General features: G+C 69.9%; 23 protein-coding genes. 13 read left to right on the top strand and 10 right to left on the bottom strand.

Annotation, left to right across the window (positions count from 1 at the left end; all coding sequences use genetic code 11):
• Positions 1 to 97 precede the first annotated feature (97 nt).
• The 4 genes from JNUCC0626_RS17625 to JNUCC0626_RS17640 are packed head-to-tail and all read left to right on the top strand — an operon-like array spanning position 98 to position 3452.
• Positions 98 to 757, top strand: a complete 660-nt coding sequence (locus JNUCC0626_RS17625; protein ID WP_394620849.1) for a response regulator transcription factor — start codon at positions 98 to 100, stop codon at positions 755 to 757.
• Positions 758 to 2062 carry a HAMP domain-containing sensor histidine kinase gene (locus JNUCC0626_RS17630; RefSeq protein ID WP_394620850.1) on the top strand — a complete coding sequence of 435 codons (1305 nt, stop codon included), beginning with the start codon at positions 758 to 760 and terminating at the stop codon, positions 2060 to 2062.
• Positions 2059 to 2922, top strand: coding sequence for a TAXI family TRAP transporter solute-binding subunit (locus JNUCC0626_RS17635; protein WP_394620851.1), 864 nt, complete (start codon positions 2059 to 2061; stop codon positions 2920 to 2922). The genes JNUCC0626_RS17630 and JNUCC0626_RS17635 overlap by 4 nt, the downstream gene beginning before the upstream one ends.
• Complete coding sequence (locus JNUCC0626_RS17640; protein ID WP_394620852.1) at positions 2919 to 3452, top strand: dihydrofolate reductase family protein; 534 nt, start codon at positions 2919 to 2921, stop codon at positions 3450 to 3452. The genes JNUCC0626_RS17635 and JNUCC0626_RS17640 overlap by 4 nt, the downstream gene beginning before the upstream one ends.
• Here JNUCC0626_RS17640 and JNUCC0626_RS17645 read toward each other — a convergent pair.
• The 5 genes from JNUCC0626_RS17645 to JNUCC0626_RS17665 are packed head-to-tail and all read right to left on the bottom strand — an operon-like array spanning position 3437 to position 7660.
• A complete protein-coding gene (locus JNUCC0626_RS17645; protein WP_394620853.1) occupies positions 3437 to 4402 on the bottom strand; it encodes a VWA domain-containing protein in 966 nt (321 codons plus the stop codon). The genes JNUCC0626_RS17640 and JNUCC0626_RS17645 overlap by 16 nt on opposite strands.
• Positions 4399 to 5280, bottom strand: coding sequence for a DUF58 domain-containing protein (locus JNUCC0626_RS17650; RefSeq protein ID WP_394622053.1), 882 nt, complete (start codon positions 5278 to 5280; stop codon positions 4399 to 4401). The genes JNUCC0626_RS17645 and JNUCC0626_RS17650 overlap by 4 nt, the downstream gene beginning before the upstream one ends.
• Positions 5281 to 5339: 59 nt before the next feature.
• Entirely contained in the window at positions 5340 to 6389 is a 1050-nt protein-coding gene (locus tag JNUCC0626_RS17655) for an AAA family ATPase (protein ID WP_191304813.1), read from the bottom strand.
• A gap of 60 nt (positions 6390 to 6449) precedes the next feature.
• Positions 6450 to 6980, bottom strand: coding sequence for a molybdenum cofactor guanylyltransferase (mobA, locus tag JNUCC0626_RS17660; RefSeq protein WP_394620854.1), 531 nt, complete (start codon positions 6978 to 6980; stop codon positions 6450 to 6452).
• On the bottom strand, positions 6977 to 7660 hold the full coding sequence (locus tag JNUCC0626_RS17665; protein ID WP_394620855.1) for a TetR/AcrR family transcriptional regulator: 684 nt from the start codon (positions 7658 to 7660) through the stop codon (positions 6977 to 6979). Before JNUCC0626_RS17665 ends, mobA begins: the two co-directional genes overlap by 4 nt.
• 77 nt (positions 7661 to 7737) lie before the next feature.
• On the opposite strand from JNUCC0626_RS17665, the gene JNUCC0626_RS17670 reads away from it, so the two are divergent.
• Positions 7738 to 8646: an ATP-binding cassette domain-containing protein gene (locus JNUCC0626_RS17670; RefSeq protein WP_394620856.1), complete on the top strand. Its 909-nt coding sequence runs from the start codon at positions 7738 to 7740 to the stop codon at positions 8644 to 8646.
• A complete protein-coding gene (locus JNUCC0626_RS17675) occupies positions 8643 to 9386 on the top strand; it encodes an ABC transporter permease (protein WP_394620857.1) in 744 nt (247 codons plus the stop codon). Before JNUCC0626_RS17670 ends, JNUCC0626_RS17675 begins: the two co-directional genes overlap by 4 nt.
• Here JNUCC0626_RS17675 and JNUCC0626_RS17680 read toward each other — a convergent pair.
• Positions 9373 to 10245, bottom strand: coding sequence for an oxidoreductase (locus tag JNUCC0626_RS17680; RefSeq protein ID WP_394620858.1), 873 nt, complete (start codon positions 10243 to 10245; stop codon positions 9373 to 9375). The two genes, JNUCC0626_RS17675 and JNUCC0626_RS17680, sit on opposite strands and share 14 nt — an antisense overlap.
• Before the next feature lie 27 nt (positions 10246 to 10272).
• Between JNUCC0626_RS17680 and JNUCC0626_RS17685 the strand changes: the two genes are divergently transcribed.
• A complete protein-coding gene (locus tag JNUCC0626_RS17685; RefSeq protein WP_394620859.1) occupies positions 10273 to 10614 on the top strand; it encodes a DUF2203 domain-containing protein in 342 nt (113 codons plus the stop codon).
• Here the strand turns inward: JNUCC0626_RS17685 and JNUCC0626_RS17690 are convergent.
• Positions 10611 to 11594, bottom strand: coding sequence for a hypothetical protein (locus JNUCC0626_RS17690; RefSeq protein ID WP_394620860.1), 984 nt, complete (start codon positions 11592 to 11594; stop codon positions 10611 to 10613). The two genes, JNUCC0626_RS17685 and JNUCC0626_RS17690, sit on opposite strands and share 4 nt — an antisense overlap.
• On the opposite strand from JNUCC0626_RS17690, the gene JNUCC0626_RS17695 reads away from it, so the two are divergent.
• The 3 genes from JNUCC0626_RS17695 (at position 11593) to JNUCC0626_RS17705 (ending at position 13669) form a co-directional block, all read left to right on the top strand.
• Positions 11593 to 12141 (top strand): cysteine hydrolase family protein, encoded by a 549-nt coding sequence (locus JNUCC0626_RS17695; RefSeq protein ID WP_394620861.1) that lies wholly within the window; start codon positions 11593 to 11595, stop codon positions 12139 to 12141. The two genes, JNUCC0626_RS17690 and JNUCC0626_RS17695, sit on opposite strands and share 2 nt — an antisense overlap.
• On the top strand, positions 12138 to 13040 hold the full coding sequence (locus JNUCC0626_RS17700; protein WP_394620862.1) for a GlxA family transcriptional regulator: 903 nt from the start codon (positions 12138 to 12140) through the stop codon (positions 13038 to 13040). Before JNUCC0626_RS17695 ends, JNUCC0626_RS17700 begins: the two co-directional genes overlap by 4 nt.
• A 74-nt stretch (positions 13041 to 13114) precedes the next feature.
• Positions 13115 to 13669, top strand: a complete 555-nt coding sequence (locus tag JNUCC0626_RS17705; protein ID WP_394620863.1) for an isochorismatase family protein — start codon at positions 13115 to 13117, stop codon at positions 13667 to 13669.
• A gap of 8 nt (positions 13670 to 13677) precedes the next feature.
• On the opposite strand, the gene JNUCC0626_RS17710 is transcribed toward JNUCC0626_RS17705, so the two are convergent.
• Entirely contained in the window at positions 13678 to 14337 is a 660-nt protein-coding gene (locus JNUCC0626_RS17710; RefSeq protein WP_394620864.1) for an epimerase, read from the bottom strand.
• Positions 14338 to 14354: 17 nt separating this feature from the next.
• Between JNUCC0626_RS17710 and JNUCC0626_RS17715 the strand changes: the two genes are divergently transcribed.
• Positions 14355 to 15146: a hypothetical protein gene (locus tag JNUCC0626_RS17715; RefSeq protein ID WP_394620865.1), complete on the top strand. Its 792-nt coding sequence runs from the start codon at positions 14355 to 14357 to the stop codon at positions 15144 to 15146.
• Here the strand turns inward: JNUCC0626_RS17715 and JNUCC0626_RS17720 are convergent.
• The gene (locus tag JNUCC0626_RS17720; protein WP_394620866.1) at positions 15127 to 15648 is read right to left on the bottom strand and encodes a TetR/AcrR family transcriptional regulator; all 522 of its coding nucleotides are present in this window, start codon (positions 15646 to 15648) and stop codon (positions 15127 to 15129) included. The genes JNUCC0626_RS17715 and JNUCC0626_RS17720 overlap by 20 nt on opposite strands.
• 48 nt (positions 15649 to 15696) lie before the next feature.
• Between JNUCC0626_RS17720 and JNUCC0626_RS17725 the strand changes: the two genes are divergently transcribed.
• Both JNUCC0626_RS17725 and JNUCC0626_RS17730 read left to right on the top strand, forming a co-directional pair.
• Positions 15697 to 16182 (top strand): GNAT family N-acetyltransferase, encoded by a 486-nt coding sequence (locus JNUCC0626_RS17725; RefSeq protein ID WP_394620867.1) that lies wholly within the window; start codon positions 15697 to 15699, stop codon positions 16180 to 16182.
• A gap of 70 nt (positions 16183 to 16252) precedes the next feature.
• Entirely contained in the window at positions 16253 to 16684 is a 432-nt protein-coding gene (locus JNUCC0626_RS17730; RefSeq protein ID WP_394620868.1) for a PLAT/LH2 domain-containing protein, read from the top strand.
• A 40-nt stretch (positions 16685 to 16724) separates the two neighbouring features.
• Here the strand turns inward: JNUCC0626_RS17730 and JNUCC0626_RS17735 are convergent, their stop codons facing one another.
• Entirely contained in the window at positions 16725 to 18035 is a 1311-nt protein-coding gene (locus JNUCC0626_RS17735) for an NlpC/P60 family protein (RefSeq protein ID WP_394620869.1), read from the bottom strand.
• Positions 18036 to 18092 lie beyond the last annotated feature (57 nt).

Genomic DNA, 18092 nt, shown 5'->3' on the forward strand with positions numbered 1-18092 from the left:
GTCCGTGACCACTCACAACCTGAGCTAAGGCTTCTTTACAGTCACTTAAGCGCGTCGGTACGCGCGGGCAACAGGCGTTATGACCGATACTGCTGGAATGCGGGTGCTGTTGGTCGAAGACGACGACGGTGTCGCCGACGCCCTGGTGGAAGCGCTGCGGGCGAACGGCCACCGGCCTGCCCGCGTGCGCCGCGGAGCCGACGCGCTGATCGCCCACCGCGACGCGGACGTGGTGCTGCTCGACCTCGGCCTGCCCGACCAGGACGGCCTGGAGGTGCTGCGCAAGCTCCGCAAGATCGACCCGGTGCCGGTGCTCGTGCTGACCGCGCGGGGTGACGAACGCACGGTCGTCCGGGGCCTGCGGCTCGGCGCGGACGACTACCTGGTGAAGCCGGTGCGGCTCGCGGAACTGCTGGCGCGCATCGACGCCGTGGCACGACGCAGCGCCGCACGGTCGCAGGAACCCGACGACGTGGTGCGGGTGTCCGATGTGGAGATCGACCTGCAGGGCCGTCAGGTCGTGGTCGGCGGGCGGGAAATCTCGTTGACCACCAAGGAGTTCGACGTGCTGGCGGTGCTGGCGCGACGGCCCGGCACTGCGGTGAGCCGGCAGCAGTTGATGGACGAGGTGTGGGGCAACGCGTTCGTCGCGGTCTCGCGGACGCTCGACGTGCACCTCACGCAGTTGCGGGCCAAGCTCGACCGGCCCGGGTTGCTGCACACGATCCGCGGTTTCGGCTACCGGCTCGGTGAATAGATGCGGCAACGGCTTCTGTTGGTGCTGCTGCTGTTCTCGCTCTCGGCGGTGACGGCGTTCGCGTTCCCGTTGCTGATGAGCACCGCGAACGAACGCACCCAGCAGTTCGTGATCAGCCGCACCGCCGACCTCGACCGCTTCGCCACGCTGCCGGTCGACGTCGTGGTGTCCGAGGCCGAGCGGTACGCCGAGGTGTACGGCGAGGAGATCGTGGTCGTCGACGCGTCCGGCACGCCGGTGGTCGAATCGGGCATGACGGCGGAGGACGTGTCTGCGCAGATCGACGCGGCACTGCGGAACCAGCCCGCGAAGACCGTGCCGACCGTGATGCCGTGGAGTGGCGGCGACGTGTTGTTCGCCCGGCCCGTCGGCATCGGCACGAAGGTCGCGGGCGCCGTGGTGCTCAGGGCCTCGACGGAGGTGGCGGCGCTGGACGTGGCACGGCGCTGGGCGCTCGTGCTGGCAGGCGCGTTGCTGGCGGCCTGCGCGTGCGTGCTGCTCGCGCTCGTGGTGTCGCGCTGGTTGCTGAGGCCGTTGAAGGAACTCGACAGGGGTGTGCGAGCGGTCGCGGCCGGGCAGCGGCGCACGCACGTCGCCGACACCGCCGGACCGGCCGAGCTCAGGGCGTTGTCGGAGTCGTTCAACCGCATGTCCGATGCCGTGGCCGAGGCCGCCGATCAGCAACGACGTCTGATCGCGGACGCCTCGCACCAGCTGCGCAACCCCATGGCGGCGCTGCGGATCCGGGTCGACATGCTGCCGTCCAACGGGTCGCTGCTCACCGAGGTCGAACGGCTGGAACTGTTGCTGGACGGGCTTCTCGCGCTCGCCTCGGCCGAGAGCACCGCCACCGAACGGGCCGCGGGCGGCGTCGAACCCGAACTCGCCGACCTCCAGGTCGTGGCGCACGACCGGGTCGACGCGTGGCGGGCGGCGGCGCAGGCCGAAGGCGTGACGATCACCATCGACGACCGGAGTCACGGGCTCGTGCGGTGCGCGGTGTCGGACCTCGCCCAGGTGCTGGACGTGGTGCTGGACAACGCCATCAAGTACGGCGCCACCGAGGTCACCGTCATCTGCGACCGCGCGACGCTGACCGTGCGGGACAACGGACCCGGGCTGTCCAAAAAGGACATCAAGCACGCCACCGAACGGTTTTGGCGCGGCGACGACTCGCGGCGCGGCACGGGCCTCGGCCTGGCGATCGCGGAACGGATCGTGACGGCGCACGACGGAAAGCTGAAGCTGCACAGCGACAACGGCCTGGTCGTCACGGTCGAACTGCCGAAGGAGCCGCTGCTGTGAAACGCAGAACCTTCCTCCTCGGCACCCTCGCCCTCACGGCGTGCGGCACGAGCGAACCGGACGGCACCATCCGCATCGCGGGCGGCGAACCGGGCGGTTTCTACAACGACTTCGCCGCACTCCTCTCCCGTCTCGCCCCGAGCCCGTTGACCATCACGCCGATCCAGACCGGCGGCAGCGCGGACAACCTCAAGCACCTCCGCGAAGGTACCGCCGACCTCGGGCTGTCCCTGAGCGACAGCGCCCACATGGAACCGGGCCTCGTCGCCTTGGGCCGCGTCTACGAGAACTACCTCCAGCTCGTCGTCCTGAAGGATTCCCCTTACACGTCAGCGAGTGACCTCATCGGCAAACCGGTGTCCCTGGGCGCGGACGGCTCGGGCGCCGCTTTGCAGGGCAGCAGGCTCGCGATGGGCGTGCGGGAAGAGCACTACCCGCTGCGCAACGCCATCGACGCCCTGAAGTCCGGCGAGATCGCCGCCCTGCTGTGGTCCGGCGGCGTCCCCACCCCGGAACTCGACAAGGCCAGCGGGATCAGGCTCCTCCCCCTCGACGGCTTCCTGCCGAAGCTGCGGCAGGAGCACGGCAAGGTCTACGAACGCGTCGACGTCCGCATGGGCGTCTACGGCTCCCCCGTCGACGTGCCCACGATCGGCACGCCGAACCTGCTGGTGTGCCGGCCCGACCTGAGCGCCGAGTACGCGGGCGCCGTCGTCCGGTTGCTGGTCGGCAGGGCGGCGGAACTCGTGCCGGAGCAGGCGCTCGGCACGCAGTACCTCGACGTGCGCAGCCTGATAGACACCGGCAAAGTACCTCTTCACCCTGGCGCGGCAACGGAATACCGGAGGCTCCACGGATGATCAGCACGATGGCGTCGGTCTCGCTGGACGGGTTCTTCGAGGGCCCGGACCACGACATCGACTGGCACCACATGAGCGACGAGCTGCACGGCCACATCAACGCCGAGCTGGCGAAGTTCGGCACGTTCGTCGACGGCCGCCGCAACCACGAGCTGATGCTCGGCGCCTGGCCGCACGCCGAGGACCACCCCGAGTGGCCGCAGGCGATGCGCGACTTCGGGCCGATCTGGCGCAACGCCCGCAAGATCGTCTACTCGCGCACGCGGACGTTCTCCGACTGGAACACCGAGACCCGCACCGAGGTCGACCCGGACGAGATCCGCGCGATCACCACCGACGTCATGGTCGGCGGCAACGAGCTGCTCCAGACGTTCTTCGAGCACGACCTGATCGACGAGGTCCGGCTCTACCTCAACCCGGTCGCCATCGGCACCGGCACGCCGTTCTTCCGCAAGCCGAACGCCCTGGCGCTCAAGAGCACCAGGGCGTTCGACAACGGCGTCGTGGAGCTGTTCTACGGCAGGCGTTGACCGAAGAGCAGGGCAGCGGCGGCGGCGAACATCGCCGTCAGCGTGCCCAGCAGCAGCCACGGTTTCGAGGCGTCCGCCTGCTTCTTCTCGTACCCGATCTGCTCGCCCAGGGTGTCGTAGACCCGGCGCAGTTCCTCGGCGGAGGCGGCCTTGAAGAACTCGCCGCCGGAGATCTTCGCGATCTCCTTCATCGAGTCGTCGTCGACGGGCACGGACTGCTGCCTGCCCTCGATGTCGACCACGCCGTCCTCGGTGCCGAACGAGATCGTGGAGATCGGGGTCCCGGCCTTCTTCGCGTCCTCGGCCGCGTCGAACGCCTTGCGGGTGCCGACGGTCTCCTTGCCGTCCGTCATCAGCACGATGCGGGCGGGTGGAGGTCCTTCAGCGCCACCGACGACCTTGCCGAACGAGTCGATGGACGCCATCGCGGCCACCAGCGCGTCACCGGTCGCGGTCGACTGGGCGAGCTTGAGCCCGTCGATCGACTGCGTGACGGCCGCCCGGTCCGTCGTCGGCGCGACCAGCACCGTGGCGGAGCCGGCGAACGAGATCAGGCCCAGATTGATGCCCGGTGTGAGGCCCTCGGCGAACGACTTGGCGGCCACCTGCGCGGCCTCCAGGCGTGACGGCTTGACGTCGGTGGCCTTCATCGACAGCGACACGTCGACGACCAGCATGACGGTCGCCCGGTTGCGCGGGACCCGTTGCTCGGACGTCGGACCGGCCAGCGCGACCGTCAGCAACGCGAGCGCCGCCAGCAGGAACGCCGCCGGAACGTGCCGCGACCAGCGTTCCCGCTTGGGCGCGACCTTCTCGAGCAGCTCCAGGTTCGTGAACCGCAGCACCCTCTTGCGCCGCAACCGCTGCACGAACACGTACGCGGCGGCCAGCAGCACCACGGCCACGAGCAGCAGGAACCACCACGGGGCGACGAAGTTCGAGAAGCTCATGCGACACCCCCAGACCAGCGACGCTTGCGCGCCACCACGAAACGAACCGTGTCGGCGATCCAGTCCGAGTCGGTCCGCAGCACCAGGTGCCCTGCGCCCGCACGGCGCAGGCCCGCCGCCACCTCGGCCCGATGTTCGGCGGCCGCGGCGTTGAACTCCTTGCGCAGCAACGCGGACGCGGTCACCTCGCGCTGCCGCCCGCTCTCCGGGTCGGACAGCACGACGGTGCCGACCTCGGGCAGGTCGACGTCACGCGGGTCGACGACCTCGATCGCCACGATGTCGTGGCGGGCGGACAGGGCGCGCAACGGCCGTTGCCACTCCATGCCGCCGAGGAAGTCGGAGATCACCACGATCAGGCCGCGCCGGCGCGGTGGCCGGCGCAGCTGTTCCAGCAACTCCGCCAGGTCGCCGCGGGTGCCCTCGGGCGCCCGGTCGATCTCGGCGATCTTGCGGATCATGCCCCTGGCGTGCGCGAGCCCGCCCCGCGCCGGAACGCGGAGGTTCTCGGCACCCGTCGAGACCGCGGCACCGATCCGGTTGCCGCCGCCGCGGGTCAGGTGCGCGACCGCGGCCGTCGCGGCGATGGCCAGGTCGCGCTTCTCGCACGCGGCGGTGCCGAAGTCGAGCGACGGCGACAGGTCGATCGCGACCCACGTCTCCAGTTCGCGGTCGGCGACGGTCTCGCGGATGTGCGGGATCGTCGTGCGCGCCGTGACCGCCCAGTCCATCCGGCGCACGTCGTCACCGGGCTGGTAGGTGCGCGCCTCGCCCGGTTCGGTGCCCGGCCCCGGCACGAGGCCGAGGTGGTTGCCCTGCAACAGGCCGTCGAGCCTGCGCCGGACGTCGAGCTCCAGCATGCGCAGCGCGGCTTCCATCCGGACCCCGCGCAACACGGGCGGCGCCCAGGACGGGCGCTCCTCTTCCTTGTCCCGGCTCACGGCCTACCAGCCGGCACCGGCTGCTGCGGACGGGCCGACACCTGCGGCAGCGGCACGATCTGGAGCACTCGCGTGATGATGTGGTCGATCGGCACGCCGTCCGCCAACGCGTCGTAGGACAGCACGAGACGGTGGCGCAGCACGTCCGGAACGACGTCCACGACGTCCTGCGGCAGCACGTAGTCACGACCGCGCACGAGCGCAAGACCACGCGCGGCGGCGATGATGCCGAGCGACGCACGCGGCGAGGCACCGTAGGCGACCCAGCCCGCGACGTCGGTGAGGCCGTGCTCGCCGGGCGCGCGAGTCGCGATCACCAGGCGCACCACGTAGTCGACGAGCGCGTGGTGGACGAAGACGCGCGACGCGACACCCTGCAGGCGCACCAGTTCCTCGGGCGAGAGGACCTGGTTCGGCGTGGGCGCCTCGACGCCCATGCGGTAGACGATCTCGCGCTCTTCCTCGGCCGTCGGGTACTCGACCTGGATCTTGAACAGGAACCTGTCGCGCTGCGCCTCGGGCAGCGGGTACACGCCCTCGTTCTCGATCGGGTTCTGGGTCGCGAGCACCAGGAACGGGTTCGGCATCGGGAACGTCCTGCCACCGATGGACACGTGCCGCTCGGCCATGACCTCGAGCATCGCCGACTGCACCTTGGCGGGCGCGCGGTTGATCTCGTCGGCGAGCACGAAGTTCGCGACGACGGGGCCGAGTTCGACGTCGAACGTCTCGGTGGACTGGCGGTAGATGCGGGTGCCGAGGATGTCGGCGGGCACCAGGTCGGGCGTGAACTGCACGCGGGAGAACGATCCGCCGACCACGCGGGCGAACGTCTCGACGGCGAGCGTCTTCGCGACACCCGGCACACCTTCGAGCAGCAGATGGCCCTTGGCCAGCAGCCCCACGAGCATCCGCTCGACGAGCCGGTCCTGGCCGACGATCACCCGCTTCACCTCGAACACGGTGCGTTCGAGCAGCTGGGCGTCACGAGCCGGGGTGACGGGCGCCGATGCGTTCGGCGTTGCCTCGGCGGCGGGCTCGGTCACGTGCGGGCCTCCATGCGGAACAGGGTTTACCGATCGTTGACAGTCTTACTCTTCGCCTGTTCAACCGCTGTGAAGGGTGTCCAGGTCGTCTGGTGTGTCGACGTCCTGAGCCTCACCGGGCAAAGCGGACACTTCGACGGGGTCGAGCTTCAGCAGGGTCCTGCGCAACGGCAGGTTCGCCGGGTCTTCGGGGAGGGCTTCGCGCAGCTCAGCGGCGTTCCAGAAGCCGATCAGCCACTGCACGCGGTCGTCCTTGAGCACGGCGTTGCGACCCGTGGCCCGCAGGCGCGCGATGGTGTCCTTGGTGAGCCCCGGTTGATCTACCGCAAGAACGGCGACCCAGTCCTCGGTGACGCGCGCGAGTCCGGCGGCCAGTCCGGCGAGCGGGCCACCGCCAGGCGGCTCCTCCCGTGCCCAGAGCACGCCGGGAAGATCCTTCTCCGGCCCCACAACGACCTTCTGCGCGGCGTCGTCCACAACGGACAGCACGTGGTCGAGCAGGGTGGCGTCCCGAAAGGACAGTGCGGCCTTGTCGACGCCGCCGAGGCGTTCACCCTTGCCGCCGGTGAGGACGATCACCGCGTAGGTCATGCCCTGCCTCCGATGTGCGCGGCGACGCCCTCCAGGAACAGGTGCAGGCCGAAGTCGAAGTCCGCGCCGAGGTCCTCCGCGGTGTTCACGTCGTCGTAGTCGAACACACCGGCCGCGATGATCTTCGCGAGCGCGGGCATCTTCCGAGGATCGACGATCTCGCGCAGCACCTGCCCGTACTGGTGGTTGAAGCGGTCGGGGTCCTCCTCGAACCCCTGCGACAGCGTGCCGACGAGTCGCGCCTCCCCCTGCACGAACGTCGACAGCCCCATCACGACGCCGATCTTCTCGCCCGACTCGAGCGGCGTGCCGTCGAGGGCCGTGAGCGCGCTTTCCAGCCAGGCGAGGTTGCGCGGGCCGGACGGCGGGCCGCTGATCGGGATCTGCAGGAACCACGGGCGCCGGCGGATCGCCCGCAGCACCGCCTTCGCCCAGAACCCGAGCTTGTCGCGCCACTCGCCGTCCGGCAGCGGCGGCGGGTCCTCCATGGCCTCGTCCCACATCAACGCGAGCAGCTCGTCCTTGTTCTTGACGTGCCGGTAGAGCGCCATCGTCGCGTTGCCCATCTCCTGGGCGACGCGCGCCATGGACACGGCGGCAAGCCCTTCGGCGTCCGCGATCGCGATCGCGGCGCGCGTGATGTCGGCGGCGTCGATCGTCGGCTTGCGCCCCCTCTTCATGCCCCCTAGTCAAACAGATGCGTATGCCATACGCTAATTTGGGTTTTGCGTATGAGGTACGCATAAAAGGGGGTCCGATGATCGTCGAGACAGAGGGTCTGACGAAGAGATACGGGTCGACGGTCGTGCTGAGCGGCCTGGACCTGAAGGTCGCCGAGGGGTCCGTGCTCGCACTGCTCGGCCCGAACGGCGCCGGCAAGACCACCACGATTCGCATCCTGAGCACGCTGACCAGGCCTGATGGCGGCACGGCGCGCGTGTGCGGGTTCGACGTGGTGCGGGCCGGGGCCGACGTGCGCGGCGTGATCAGCCTGACCGGGCAGTACGCGGCGGTGGACGAGGAGCAGACCGGGCGGGAGAACCTGGTGATGATCGCCCGGCTGCGCGGGGTCGCCAGGCCGGCGTCGCGGGCGCGGGCGGCCGAACTGCTGGAGCGGTTCGACCTCGTCGACGCGGCGGACCGGCGGGTGCGCACCTACTCGGGAGGCATGCGGCGGCGGCTGGACCTCGCGATGAGCCTGGTCGCGCGGCCCCGACTGCTGTTCCTGGACGAGCCGACCACCGGCCTCGACCCGGTCAGCCGCACGACGATGTGGGACGCGATCGGCGACCTGGTGCGCGACGGGGTGACGATCTTCCTCACCACCCAGTACCTGGAGGAGGCCGACCGCCTCGCCGACCGGATCGTGGTGCTGCACAACGGCGGCGTCGTCGCGGACGGCACCGCGGACGCGTTGAAGAACTCGGTCGGCGGCACGCGCCTCGACCTCACGTTCGGCTCCAGCGAGGACGCGTCCAGGGCCCGGAACGTCGTCGGAGGGGTGGCGGACGGATCGACGTTGAGCGTGCCGTCGGACGGCAGCGCCGTTCACCTGCACCGGGTGCTGGACGACCTGCTGGCGGCACGGGTCGAAGTGCTGCGGGTGGCCACGCACCGCCCGACCCTGGACGACGTGTTCACCTCGTTGACGGCGGTGGCCGCATGACCGCCTCCCTCACCATGATCGGCCGCAGCATCCGGCTGAGCCGCCGCAACCTCGACCTCGTGATCATGGCGATCGTGCTGCCGGTGCTCATGATGGCGTTGTTCGTCTACGTCTTCGGCGGCGCGATCAGCTCGACGCAGTCCTATGTGGACTACGTGGTGCCCGGCATCCTGGTGCTGTGCACGGGGTACGGCGCCACGTCCACCGCCATGTCCGTCACCGACGACATGAAGAAGGGCGTCGTCGACCGGTTCCGCTCGATGCCGATCAGCGGGTTCTCCGTGCTGACCGGGCACGTCGTGGCGTCGGTCGCGCGCAACGGCCTCGCGACGTTCGCGGTGGTGCTCGTGGCGTTGCTGATGGGGTTCCGCCCGGCCGCGTCGTTCGGGTCGTGGATCCTCGCGATGGGACTGCTGGCGCTCTACGTGCTGGCGTTGTCGTGGCTCGCGGCCGGATTCGGCGTGGTCGCGCGGACCGTCGAGTCGGCCAGCCTGCTCGGGTTCTTCATGCTGTTCATCCCGTACCTGAGCAGCGCGTTCGTCCCGGTGGCGACGATGCCGCCGTGGCTGCGGGTGGTGAGCGAGCACCAGCCGATCACGCCGGTCATCGAGACCGTGCGCGCGTTGCTGAACGGGCAGGAGGCGACGTCGGGCTGGCTCGCGCTCGCGTGGTCCGGCGGCCTGCTGGTGGTGGCGTTCGGCTGGGCGACCTGGCTGTTCAGCCGGATCAGCCGCCGCTGAGGTGCGCGGCGTCGAGGCGGGTGAGTTCGTCCGGGGTGAGCCGGAGGTCGCCCGCCTCGACGTTCTGCCGCAGGTGGGCGGGGTCGCCGGTGCCGGGGATGACGAGCACGTGCGGTCCGCGCGCGAGCGTCCACGCCAGCCGGATCTGCGCGGGCGAGGCGTCCCGGGCGCGGGCGATCTCGGTGACCTCGTCGTCCTCGGCGGACGTCCCGGCCTCCTGGTTGGCCCCGGCCAGCGCGAAGAACGGCACGAACGCGACCCCGCGCTCGCCGCAGACGCCGAGGAAGTCGTCCTGCTCGGGGTGGTGGCCGAGGCCGTAGGAGTTCTGCACGCACACGACCTCGGCGATCCGCTGCGCCTGGTCGAGGTGGTGCGGTTTGACGTTGGACAGACCGAGGTGGCGGACCAGGCCGTCGCGCTGGAGTTGCGCCAACGCCTCGAAGTGCGCGCTGACGTCGTCGAGGCCGCTGATCCGCAGGTTCACCACGTCGAGGTGGTCCCGGCCGAGTTGCCGCAGGTTCTCCTCGACCTGGCCGCGCAGCTGCTCCGGTGTGGCGAGCGGCAGCCACTCCCCCTGCGGCGTGCGGCCGGGCCCGATCTTGGTGACGATCACCAGGTCGTCCGGGTACGGCGCGAGCGCGCTGTTGATCAGCTCGTTGGCGGATCTGGTGGCGGAGAAGTAGAAGGCGGCCGTGTCGACGTGGTTGACGCCGAGGTCGACGGCCGTGCGGAGGACCTCGATCGCCTGGTCCCGGTCCCGCGGCGGGGCGGTGGGGTCGAACGCCGTGCCGTGCTGCGGCAGGCGCATCGCTCCGAAGCCGATCCGCCGCACGGTCAGGTCACCCAGTCGCCACGTCATTCCGTCCACTGTGCCAGCCTTGGTGTCGTGTCACTGTTCACGCTCTCCGAGGCCAAGACCGAACTCGCGCGGCTGCTGCCCGTGCTGGACGAGATCGTGCGGCTGCGCGCCGACGCGGCCGAACTCGCCGCCGGTGGCTCGTCGCTCGGCGGCATACCGGAGTTCAAGGCCGCGCAGGCTCGTCTCGACGAGCTGATGGAGACCGTGCAGCACACCGGGGCCGAGTTGAAGGGCCTCGCGCCGTTGCTGGTGGACTTCCCCTCCGAACGCGACGGCGTGCCGGTGCTGTTGTGCTGGCTCGAAGGCGACCGCGAACTGTCCTGGTACCACCGGACCGATCTGGGGTTCGCGGGGCGCAGGCGTCTTTAACGGGGCGCGAGGAGCCCGGCGACCAGCAGGATGCTCAGGAGTCCGATGATCAGTCCCGCGGCGATCAGGTAGTGCTTAGCGGTGGTGCGGCCGGGCACGCGGGTGAGGATGATCGCGGCGGCGATCGTGAGCGCGCCCGCGATCGGAGTCAGCGCACGCCACGCCTTGTCGGCCGTGAACGGCAGGTAGTCGTCGGCGCCGTAGAGCGACAGGATCAGGGCAGGCAGGCCGAGTCCGGCGGCAGCGGCGGCGGCGAGCGTGTTGAACCGTTGCTGTGCCTCGCCTTCCTGCGCGACGGCGAACGTCGACACGCTGCTCAGCAACGCCTGGAGCCGGGTGACCTCGTCGCCCAGTTCGGCGTTCATGGCCTCGCAGTGCCGCATCGTCACGGTGGTGAAGCGGCCCTCGCGGATCGCCTCCTGGGCGAGGTCGCGGGCGCGGCTCACGGCCATCGACAGTTCCACCAGTTGCGCCATGACCAGGCGTAGCGCGGTGTTCTTGCGTTGTGCCAGCAGGTCGGCGACCTGGCGTTCCATCTCGTAGCGCAGGCCGCGCAGGTCCGCGACGGTGTTGCGGGACCCCTCGGCGAGCGCCTTGGCGATGGTGAGCCCGCGTTCGCGTTCCTCGACGCGGTGGGCCGGTTCGGCGAGCGTGCCGTCCAGGTCCTGCGCGGTCCAGGTGCTCTGCCGCCAGCCGTTCTCGTCGCTCCACGCCGCCCGGATCACGACCTCGACGTTCGTGCCGTCGGTCCGCGCCTCCCCCACGAGGATCTTGCGGCCCTTCGTGAGTCGCAGGAACGGCACGGCGGGTCCGCGCAGCAGGCCCTCGCTCAGGGTGACGTCGACGCCCAGGTCCTGCTCCGCCGGATCGCCCGCGAGGATGCGCATGTCCGCGATCTTGCCACGGTGACCGGATCCGTCCGCCCTTCGGCCGGGCCGTGCCTGTTCCGCCGGGTTCTCGTTGGCGAGGCTTGGTGGCATGAAGCGAGCATTGATCGTCATCGACGTGCAGGAGTCGTTCCGGCAGCGGGCCAACTGGGCCGAGGTGTCGAACCCGGACGTCGCCGGCAAGGTGAACCAGCTGGTGGATCTGGCGCGCGACGCCGGTGACCTGGTGGTGTGGGTGCTGCACTCCGAACCCGGCACCGGCGACGTGTTCGACCCCGCACTCGGGCACGTGCGGCTGATCGACGGCCTCAAGCCGCTCGACGACGAGCCCGTGCTGACCAAGACCGCGCACAACGCGTTCACCACGACCAACCTCCAGCAGACGCTGACCCAGCGCGGTGTGCGCGAGCTGCTGATCAGCGGCATCCGGACCGAGCAGTGCTGCGAGACGACCACGCGGGTCGGCTCCGACCTCGGGTTCGACATGACGTTCGTGACGGACGCGACCGCGACCACGCCGTTGCCGCACTGGCGGACCGGGAAGGTGCTCGGCGTCGAGGAGATCATCGAGCGGACCGAGTACGTGCTGGCCGGTCGGTTCGCGCGCATCTCGGATGTCGCTACGCTGACCGGATCGTGACCAAAGTCGTTTTCGTGCTCGTACCGGGAGTGCACCTGCTCGACCTCGCGGGGCCGGCGCAGGTGTTCTCCAGCGCTGCCGACCTCGACTGCGGGTACGCGCTGTCCTATGTGGGCGATTCGGACACCGTGCCGAGTCATCAGGGCGTGCCGCTCGGTGCGTCCGTCGAGCTGCCCTCTCTCGAGGTGAACGACCTCGTGTTCGTTCCGGGGTGGCGTTCGCCGCGAATCGCCGGAACCGGACATCTGAGCGAACGCGCGTTGTCGTGGTTGCGCGCGCACCACGACAACGGCGGCACGGTCGCGAGTGTCTGCGCAGGCGCGGATGTATTGGGACGCACGGGTTTGCTCGATGGACGCCGTTGCACCACACACCACGAGTTGCAAGATGAACTCGCATGGCGCTACCCGTCCGCACACGTCGTGCGTGACGTCTTGTACGTGGAGGACACCAGGGTCGTGACGTCCGCGGGCATCGCGAGCGGCATCGACCTCGCGTTGCACCTCGTCGCCGTGCGCCACGGACCGTCCGTGGCCGCCGCGATCGCACGCACGATGGTCATCTACGCGCGCAGGAACGGCGACGACCAACAGGCCAGTGTGCTGCTGCGCCACCGTTCGCACATCAACGAGACGGTGCACCGCATTCAGGACTTGATCGAGACACGGCTCAACGATCGTCTGTCACTCGCGGAACTCGCCGTCCACGTGGGATGCAGCGAACGCACCGTGACGCGCTTGTTCGGCCGTGCGACCGGCATGACGCCGTTGAAGTACCAACAAGCGTTGCGCCTCGAACGCGCCGAACACCTGATCGGTCAAGGCGCCACGGTCGAGACCGCCGCTCGCAACGTCGGCTTCGAGGACGCCCGCATGTTGCGGCGTTTGCGTTCCCGCTGAGCCGCACGCGTGCGACCGTTCACGCCCGAAGGAACACCCTTGCACGCCACCACATTCGGCCTAAGCTGGGCCGCGTGACGACTCTGGCGAACCGCCCCAACACCGCGTTGCTCGTGATCGACGTGCAGAACGGCGTCGTGAACCACGCCCACAACCGCGACGAGGTCGTGGCCAACGTCGCGGCGCTCGTCGACAAGGCGCGCGCGGCCGGCGTCGACGTCGTGTGGGTGCAGCACAGCAACCCCGAGCACATGCCGAAGGAGTCCGACGGCTGGCAGTTCGTGCCCGAGCTCAAGCTCGCCGACGGCGAACCGGTGGTGCACAAGACGTACGCCGACTCGTTCGAGGCGACCGACCTCGAGGAAGTGCTGGCGGGCAAGGGAATCGGCAGCCTCGTGGTGTCCGGCGCGCAGACCGACGAGTGCATCCGCTCGACCCTGCACGGCGCGATCGTGCGCGGCTACGACGCTCTGCTGGTGAGCGACGCGCACACGACCGAGGACCTGTCGGAGTGGGGAGCACCCACCCCGGACAAGGTCGTCGCGCACACCAACCTCTACTGGGAGAACCACTCCGCGCCGGGCCGCACGGCGGGCGTGGTGAAGACGGAGGACGCCTTCAAGTCCTGAGAACGACGTCAGCCGGTCGTGGCGGTTCCTCCCGCCACCCGGTTGATCTCGTCACTGCGCAGCACCCGGTCCGCGTGCGCGCCCTTGGCCAGCGCCAGCATCGCGCGCCCGAGCAGCTCCGTCGTCGTCACGTACTTCGGTGCGACCTTGCGCAGCACGGGGAACAACCACGACGACCACGTGTAGACGTACCGGTAGATCCGCGTGCGCGAGGTGATCCCGTGCAACGGCTGGATGAACCCGGGCCGCACCACGAACACGGGCCGGTCGAGCGCCAGCAACTCGTTCTCCGTGCGCCCCTTCACCCGTGCCCACATCGTCTTGCTGTCAGCACCAGCCCCTTCACCGGACACGTACACATAGGTGCCGCCAACGACCCGTGCGGCCTCCACCGCGTAGTCGTGCGTCACGGGCGTGTACTGGGCTTCAGTGAGACCGGCCGAAGTCACGCCCATGCAGTAGAAGCACGCGTCGGCGTCGGCCAGGTCGGCGGCGACCGCCGACAGGTCACCGAAGTCGGCGTGCACGACGTGCCGAAGCTTGGGGTGGCTCGTGGTGGACGGCGACCGTCCCACGGTCACCACGGACTCGACGGCGGGGTCGAGCAGACTCTCGCGCAACGCGCCCTGACCGACCATTCCGGACGCACCGAAAATCACTACCTTCACCCCGTCAAACTAGTCGAGTGAACGCAACGATCTACCGCCGCGCGCCCGGACCCGTACCCGAACTGCCGACGGACGGCGTGCGCCTGGTCCGCGACGAGGACCACGAGACGCTCGGCCGTCTGCTGGGCGACGACGGCGAGGCGCAGGTCGGCTGGTGGCGGCACTTCGGCTGGGCCCACGCCAGCTTCGTCGCGGAGACCGACCGCGTGGTGGCCGCGTGCCTCGTCACGAGTTCCATGGGCAAGGTGTGGGTCACGTACGTCTCAGAAGTTCCCGGACCCGCCGTGGCGGCCACGATCGCCGCCTCGTTGCGCGCGCACGACTCCTCGGTCCTCGCCGTGGCCGAGGAGGGCGACACCGTCAGCGCGGAGATGCTCACCGGCCTGGGTTTCGCGGCCGAGGTGGGCGACCTGCCCGTGCTGGTCGTGGACGGTGCCCTCTTCTCCGACTTCGACGGGTTCGCCCGCGCGTTCACCACGCTGCTCGACGACTACACGTGGACCGGCAACCTGGACGCGTTCAACGACATCCTGCGCGGCGGCTTCGGCACGCCCGAACTCGGCTGGATCTTCCACTGGGCCAACGCTCGGAAGTCCCGCACCGACCTCGGGCACCCCGCGATGGTCAAGTGGCTCGAAGGGATCCTGAAGACCTGCCACCCCGACAACCGCGACAGCGTGCGCGCGAGGCTCGAAGCCGCCCGCCGCGGCGAGGGCCCGACCCTGTTCGACAAGATCGTCGAGATCATCGAGCGCCACGGACCTGGCGGCGACGAGGCCGTGGACAACGTCATCCTCGAACTGCGCTGAGCACCCGCTCGGCCTCGCCCGTCGCCAGCAGGTCGAGCAACGCCCCTCGCAGCAACGCGAGCTCCCGCGTGCGCGCCGCGAGTCCTTCGGCGGTGTCGCGCACGTCCTCGGGCTGCGCCGCGCGGAGCACCTCCAGCCAGTCCTGCACGGTCGCGCGCGCGAAGCCCGCCCACGGTCCGTCAGGCTCCACGAGAGAGCGTGCGTAAGCCTCCAGCCACAACGTCAGCAACGGCCGGTGCGCGGGCGCCGACAGCCACTCCCACAGCCGTTCGACCACGCCCGGTCCGGTGCCGATCCCGTCGAGCAGTGCCAGTTCGTCCGCCCGTGCCCGCGCCAGCAACGCCCTGACCAGGCCGTCCTTGCTGTCGAACAGGTAGAGCAGCACGCGCGTGCTCGACCCGATGGCCGCCGCGAGCGGCCGCAGCGACACGTCCGCCAGGCCGTGGGTGAGCACGTAGCGGTAGGCGGCTTCGAGGAGTTCGGTCTCGCGGGCGGACGGCATCGGGTTATTCTCGCATTACTGAAACACTCGTGTCAGTGGAGGCGACCCGTGTTGATCCGACCGCTCGACCAGCCAGGCGACCTGGGCTGGGTCGTCCAGGCCCATGGCGAGCTCTACGCGTCCGAACTCGGCTGGGACACCTCGTTCGAGGCGGTGGTCGCCAAGATCGTCGGTGACTACGCGACCGACCACGACCCCACGAGAGAGGGCGCGTGGATCGCCGACCTGGACGGCCAACGGGTCGGATGCGTGTTCTGCGTTCGTGAGGACGACACGACCGCAAAGCTGCGCGTGCTGCTGGTGCACCCCGACGCGCGTGGGCACGGAGCGGGCAACAAGCTCGTCAGCACGTGTGTCGAGTTCGCGCGCGACGCCGGTTACGAACGCATGGTGTTGTGGACGGTCAGCGGACTCGACTCGGCGCGCAAGATCTACGAGGCGCACGGGTTCGCACTCGTGGAAGAGGCGCCGCAGCACAGCTTCGGCCACGACGTGACCGGGCAGGTCTGGCGGCGCGAGCTGCGGATTTCATGATCGCCGAACAGTCCCGCAACCGCGCGCTGCCACGTTCTCCCCCAGCACGACCCACGAGAGGGGAACGAACATGAAGGTGACGACCACCGCGGTCATCGGCGTTCTCGCCGCCGCGTTCGCCGGCACGCTGACCATGGGCACCGCCCAGGCCGCCCCGGCGCAGTACCGCATCGAGGTCAGGACCTGCAACGTCGACAACGCGGGCACCGACTCGCGCGTCGAGGTGCGCCTGAACGGCACCACGCAGTCCGGCTGGATCAACCTCGACAACCCCGGCGACGACCGCGAGCGCGGCCGGACCGACGCCTACAACTTCACGCTGTCCGAGCTCGGCCCGCTGACGTCGTTCGACATCGCGTTCGACAACAAGGGCGACAGCTCGCACTGGTGCCTCGAGGAGGTCGTCGTCCGCGGTCCGCAGGGCGTGACCATCCACCCGCACCACAACTGGCTGCGCAGCGCGACCACGAAGGCCAACCCGCTGCGTCTCGGCGCCGCCTGAGTGCCCACGGCCCGCTCCCCGGAGCGGGCCGTCCCCGCGGTCACAGCATGCGGGTCACGTACGGCATGATGCCGCCGTACCGCACGGGCGAAATCCGCACCACGGCACCGGAATGCGGCGCTTCGACCATCATGCCGCCGCCCAGGTACAGCGCCACGTGCGTGCCGCCGCCGGGGCCCCAGAAGATCATGTCGCCGGGGGCCATCTGCGACAGCGGCACCTTGCGGCCCGAGTTGTACTGGTAACCGCTGTAGTGCGGCAGGTACACGCCGGCGCCCGCGAAGGCGTACATCATCAGGCCCGAGCAGTCGAAGCCGATCTTGCGGTAGTCGCCGTACGAGTCGGCGACACCGCCGTCGCGCACGCCGTACGTCGGGCCGTAGTAGTTGCCACCGCCCCACGCGTAGATGACACCGCGCTGAGCCAACGCCCGGTTGATCACCGTCTGCACGCGGTTGCCCGACGGCGCCGGTGCCGCCGCGATCGGCCGGGACACGGGAGCCTGCGGCTTCGGCGCGGCGGCGGCAGCAGCGGCTGCGGCTCGACGGGCGTTCTCCTCGTCCTCCAGCCGTTTCGCCTCCGACCACTGGTCGTACTGGCGGCGCTGGGCTTCGAGTCCGCTCACCTCACCGCGCGCGGCGGCGAGTTCGCGTTCGACGGCGTCCTTGTTGGACTGGAGTTCCTGGGTCGCGGCGGACTGCGCGGAGTGCGCGTCGACGGCCACCTGCTGGGCCTGCTCGGCGACCTTCTTGGCCTCGTCGGCGGCGGCCTGCTTGACCTCGGCGTTCTTGAGCGCGGCGCGGGCGGAGGAGTCGAGGTTCGCGGCCGTGCCCTGGTCGCGGGTGACCTGGTCGAGGCGGTTCAGGCTCGACGCCGACACCGCCTCCAGCATCTGGGCGCGGGCGAGCAGGTCCTCCGGCGACTTCGCGCCGATGTAGGCGGAGAACGACCCGACGGTCGTGCCCTGCGCGTAGGAGGCGGCCGCGAACTCGTCGAGCTGCTTGCGGCTCTCCTCGACGGCGGCGGACGCGGCGTCGGCCTGCACGCGGGCGGCGGAGGCTTCCTTGCGGGCGGCCTCGGCCTCGGAGATCGCGGTCTCCAGGTCGACGCGGGCCTTGTTCGCGAGTTCGCGCTTGTACGACAGGTCGTCGAACAACTCCTGCAGGCGTGACTCGGCCTGCGTGAGCCGCCCGGTCAGCTCCCCGACGCGCGACGCCTTCGCGTCCGCCTCGGCCCGAGACGCCGAGATCTCCGCGTCACTGGGGTTCGGCGGAGGCGGGGGCACAGCGGCGGCCGTCCCCGTGAGGACGGCCGTCATCAGCACCACCACGGCGGAGAGTCGTGTCAACACAGGGCATCACCTCCGACCGCATTAGACCAATCAGACGCATCCGGCGCATCAGGAACT

It is taken from the genome of Lentzea sp. JNUCC 0626 (genome assembly GCF_043632865.1).
GTDB lineage: Bacteria > Actinomycetota > Actinomycetes > Mycobacteriales > Pseudonocardiaceae > Lentzea.

Bases quoted from the DNA above. Each gene is read 5' to 3' on its own strand.
- JNUCC0626_RS17625 (WP_394620849.1), top strand. From the start codon at position 98: ATGCGGGTGCTGTTGGTCGAAGACGACGACGGTGTCGCCGACGCCCTG.
- JNUCC0626_RS17630 (WP_394620850.1), top strand. From the start codon at position 758: ATGCGGCAACGGCTTCTGTTGGTGCTGCTGCTGTTCTCGCTCTCGGCG.
- JNUCC0626_RS17640 (WP_394620852.1), top strand. From the start codon at position 2,919: ATGATCAGCACGATGGCGTCGGTCTCGCTGGACGGGTTCTTCGAGGGC.
- JNUCC0626_RS17645 (WP_394620853.1), bottom strand. From the start codon at position 4,402: ATGAGCTTCTCGAACTTCGTCGCCCCGTGGTGGTTCCTGCTGCTCGTG.
- JNUCC0626_RS17650 (WP_394622053.1), bottom strand. From the start codon at position 5,280: ATGGAAGCCGCGCTGCGCATGCTGGAGCTCGACGTCCGGCGCAGGCTC.
- mobA (WP_394620854.1), bottom strand. From the start codon at position 6,980: ATGACCTACGCGGTGATCGTCCTCACCGGCGGCAAGGGTGAACGCCTC.
- JNUCC0626_RS17665 (WP_394620855.1), bottom strand. From the start codon at position 7,660: ATGAAGAGGGGGCGCAAGCCGACGATCGACGCCGCCGACATCACGCGC.
- JNUCC0626_RS17670 (WP_394620856.1), top strand. From the start codon at position 7,738: ATGATCGTCGAGACAGAGGGTCTGACGAAGAGATACGGGTCGACGGTC.
- JNUCC0626_RS17675 (WP_394620857.1), top strand. From the start codon at position 8,643: ATGACCGCCTCCCTCACCATGATCGGCCGCAGCATCCGGCTGAGCCGC.
- JNUCC0626_RS17680 (WP_394620858.1), bottom strand. From the start codon at position 10,245: ATGACGTGGCGACTGGGTGACCTGACCGTGCGGCGGATCGGCTTCGGA.
- JNUCC0626_RS17695 (WP_394620861.1), top strand. From the start codon at position 11,593: ATGAAGCGAGCATTGATCGTCATCGACGTGCAGGAGTCGTTCCGGCAG.
- JNUCC0626_RS17690 (WP_394620860.1), bottom strand. From the start codon at position 11,594: ATGCCACCAAGCCTCGCCAACGAGAACCCGGCGGAACAGGCACGGCCC.
- JNUCC0626_RS17720 (WP_394620866.1), bottom strand. From the start codon at position 15,648: ATGCCGTCCGCCCGCGAGACCGAACTCCTCGAAGCCGCCTACCGCTAC.
- JNUCC0626_RS17730 (WP_394620868.1), top strand. From the start codon at position 16,253: ATGAAGGTGACGACCACCGCGGTCATCGGCGTTCTCGCCGCCGCGTTC.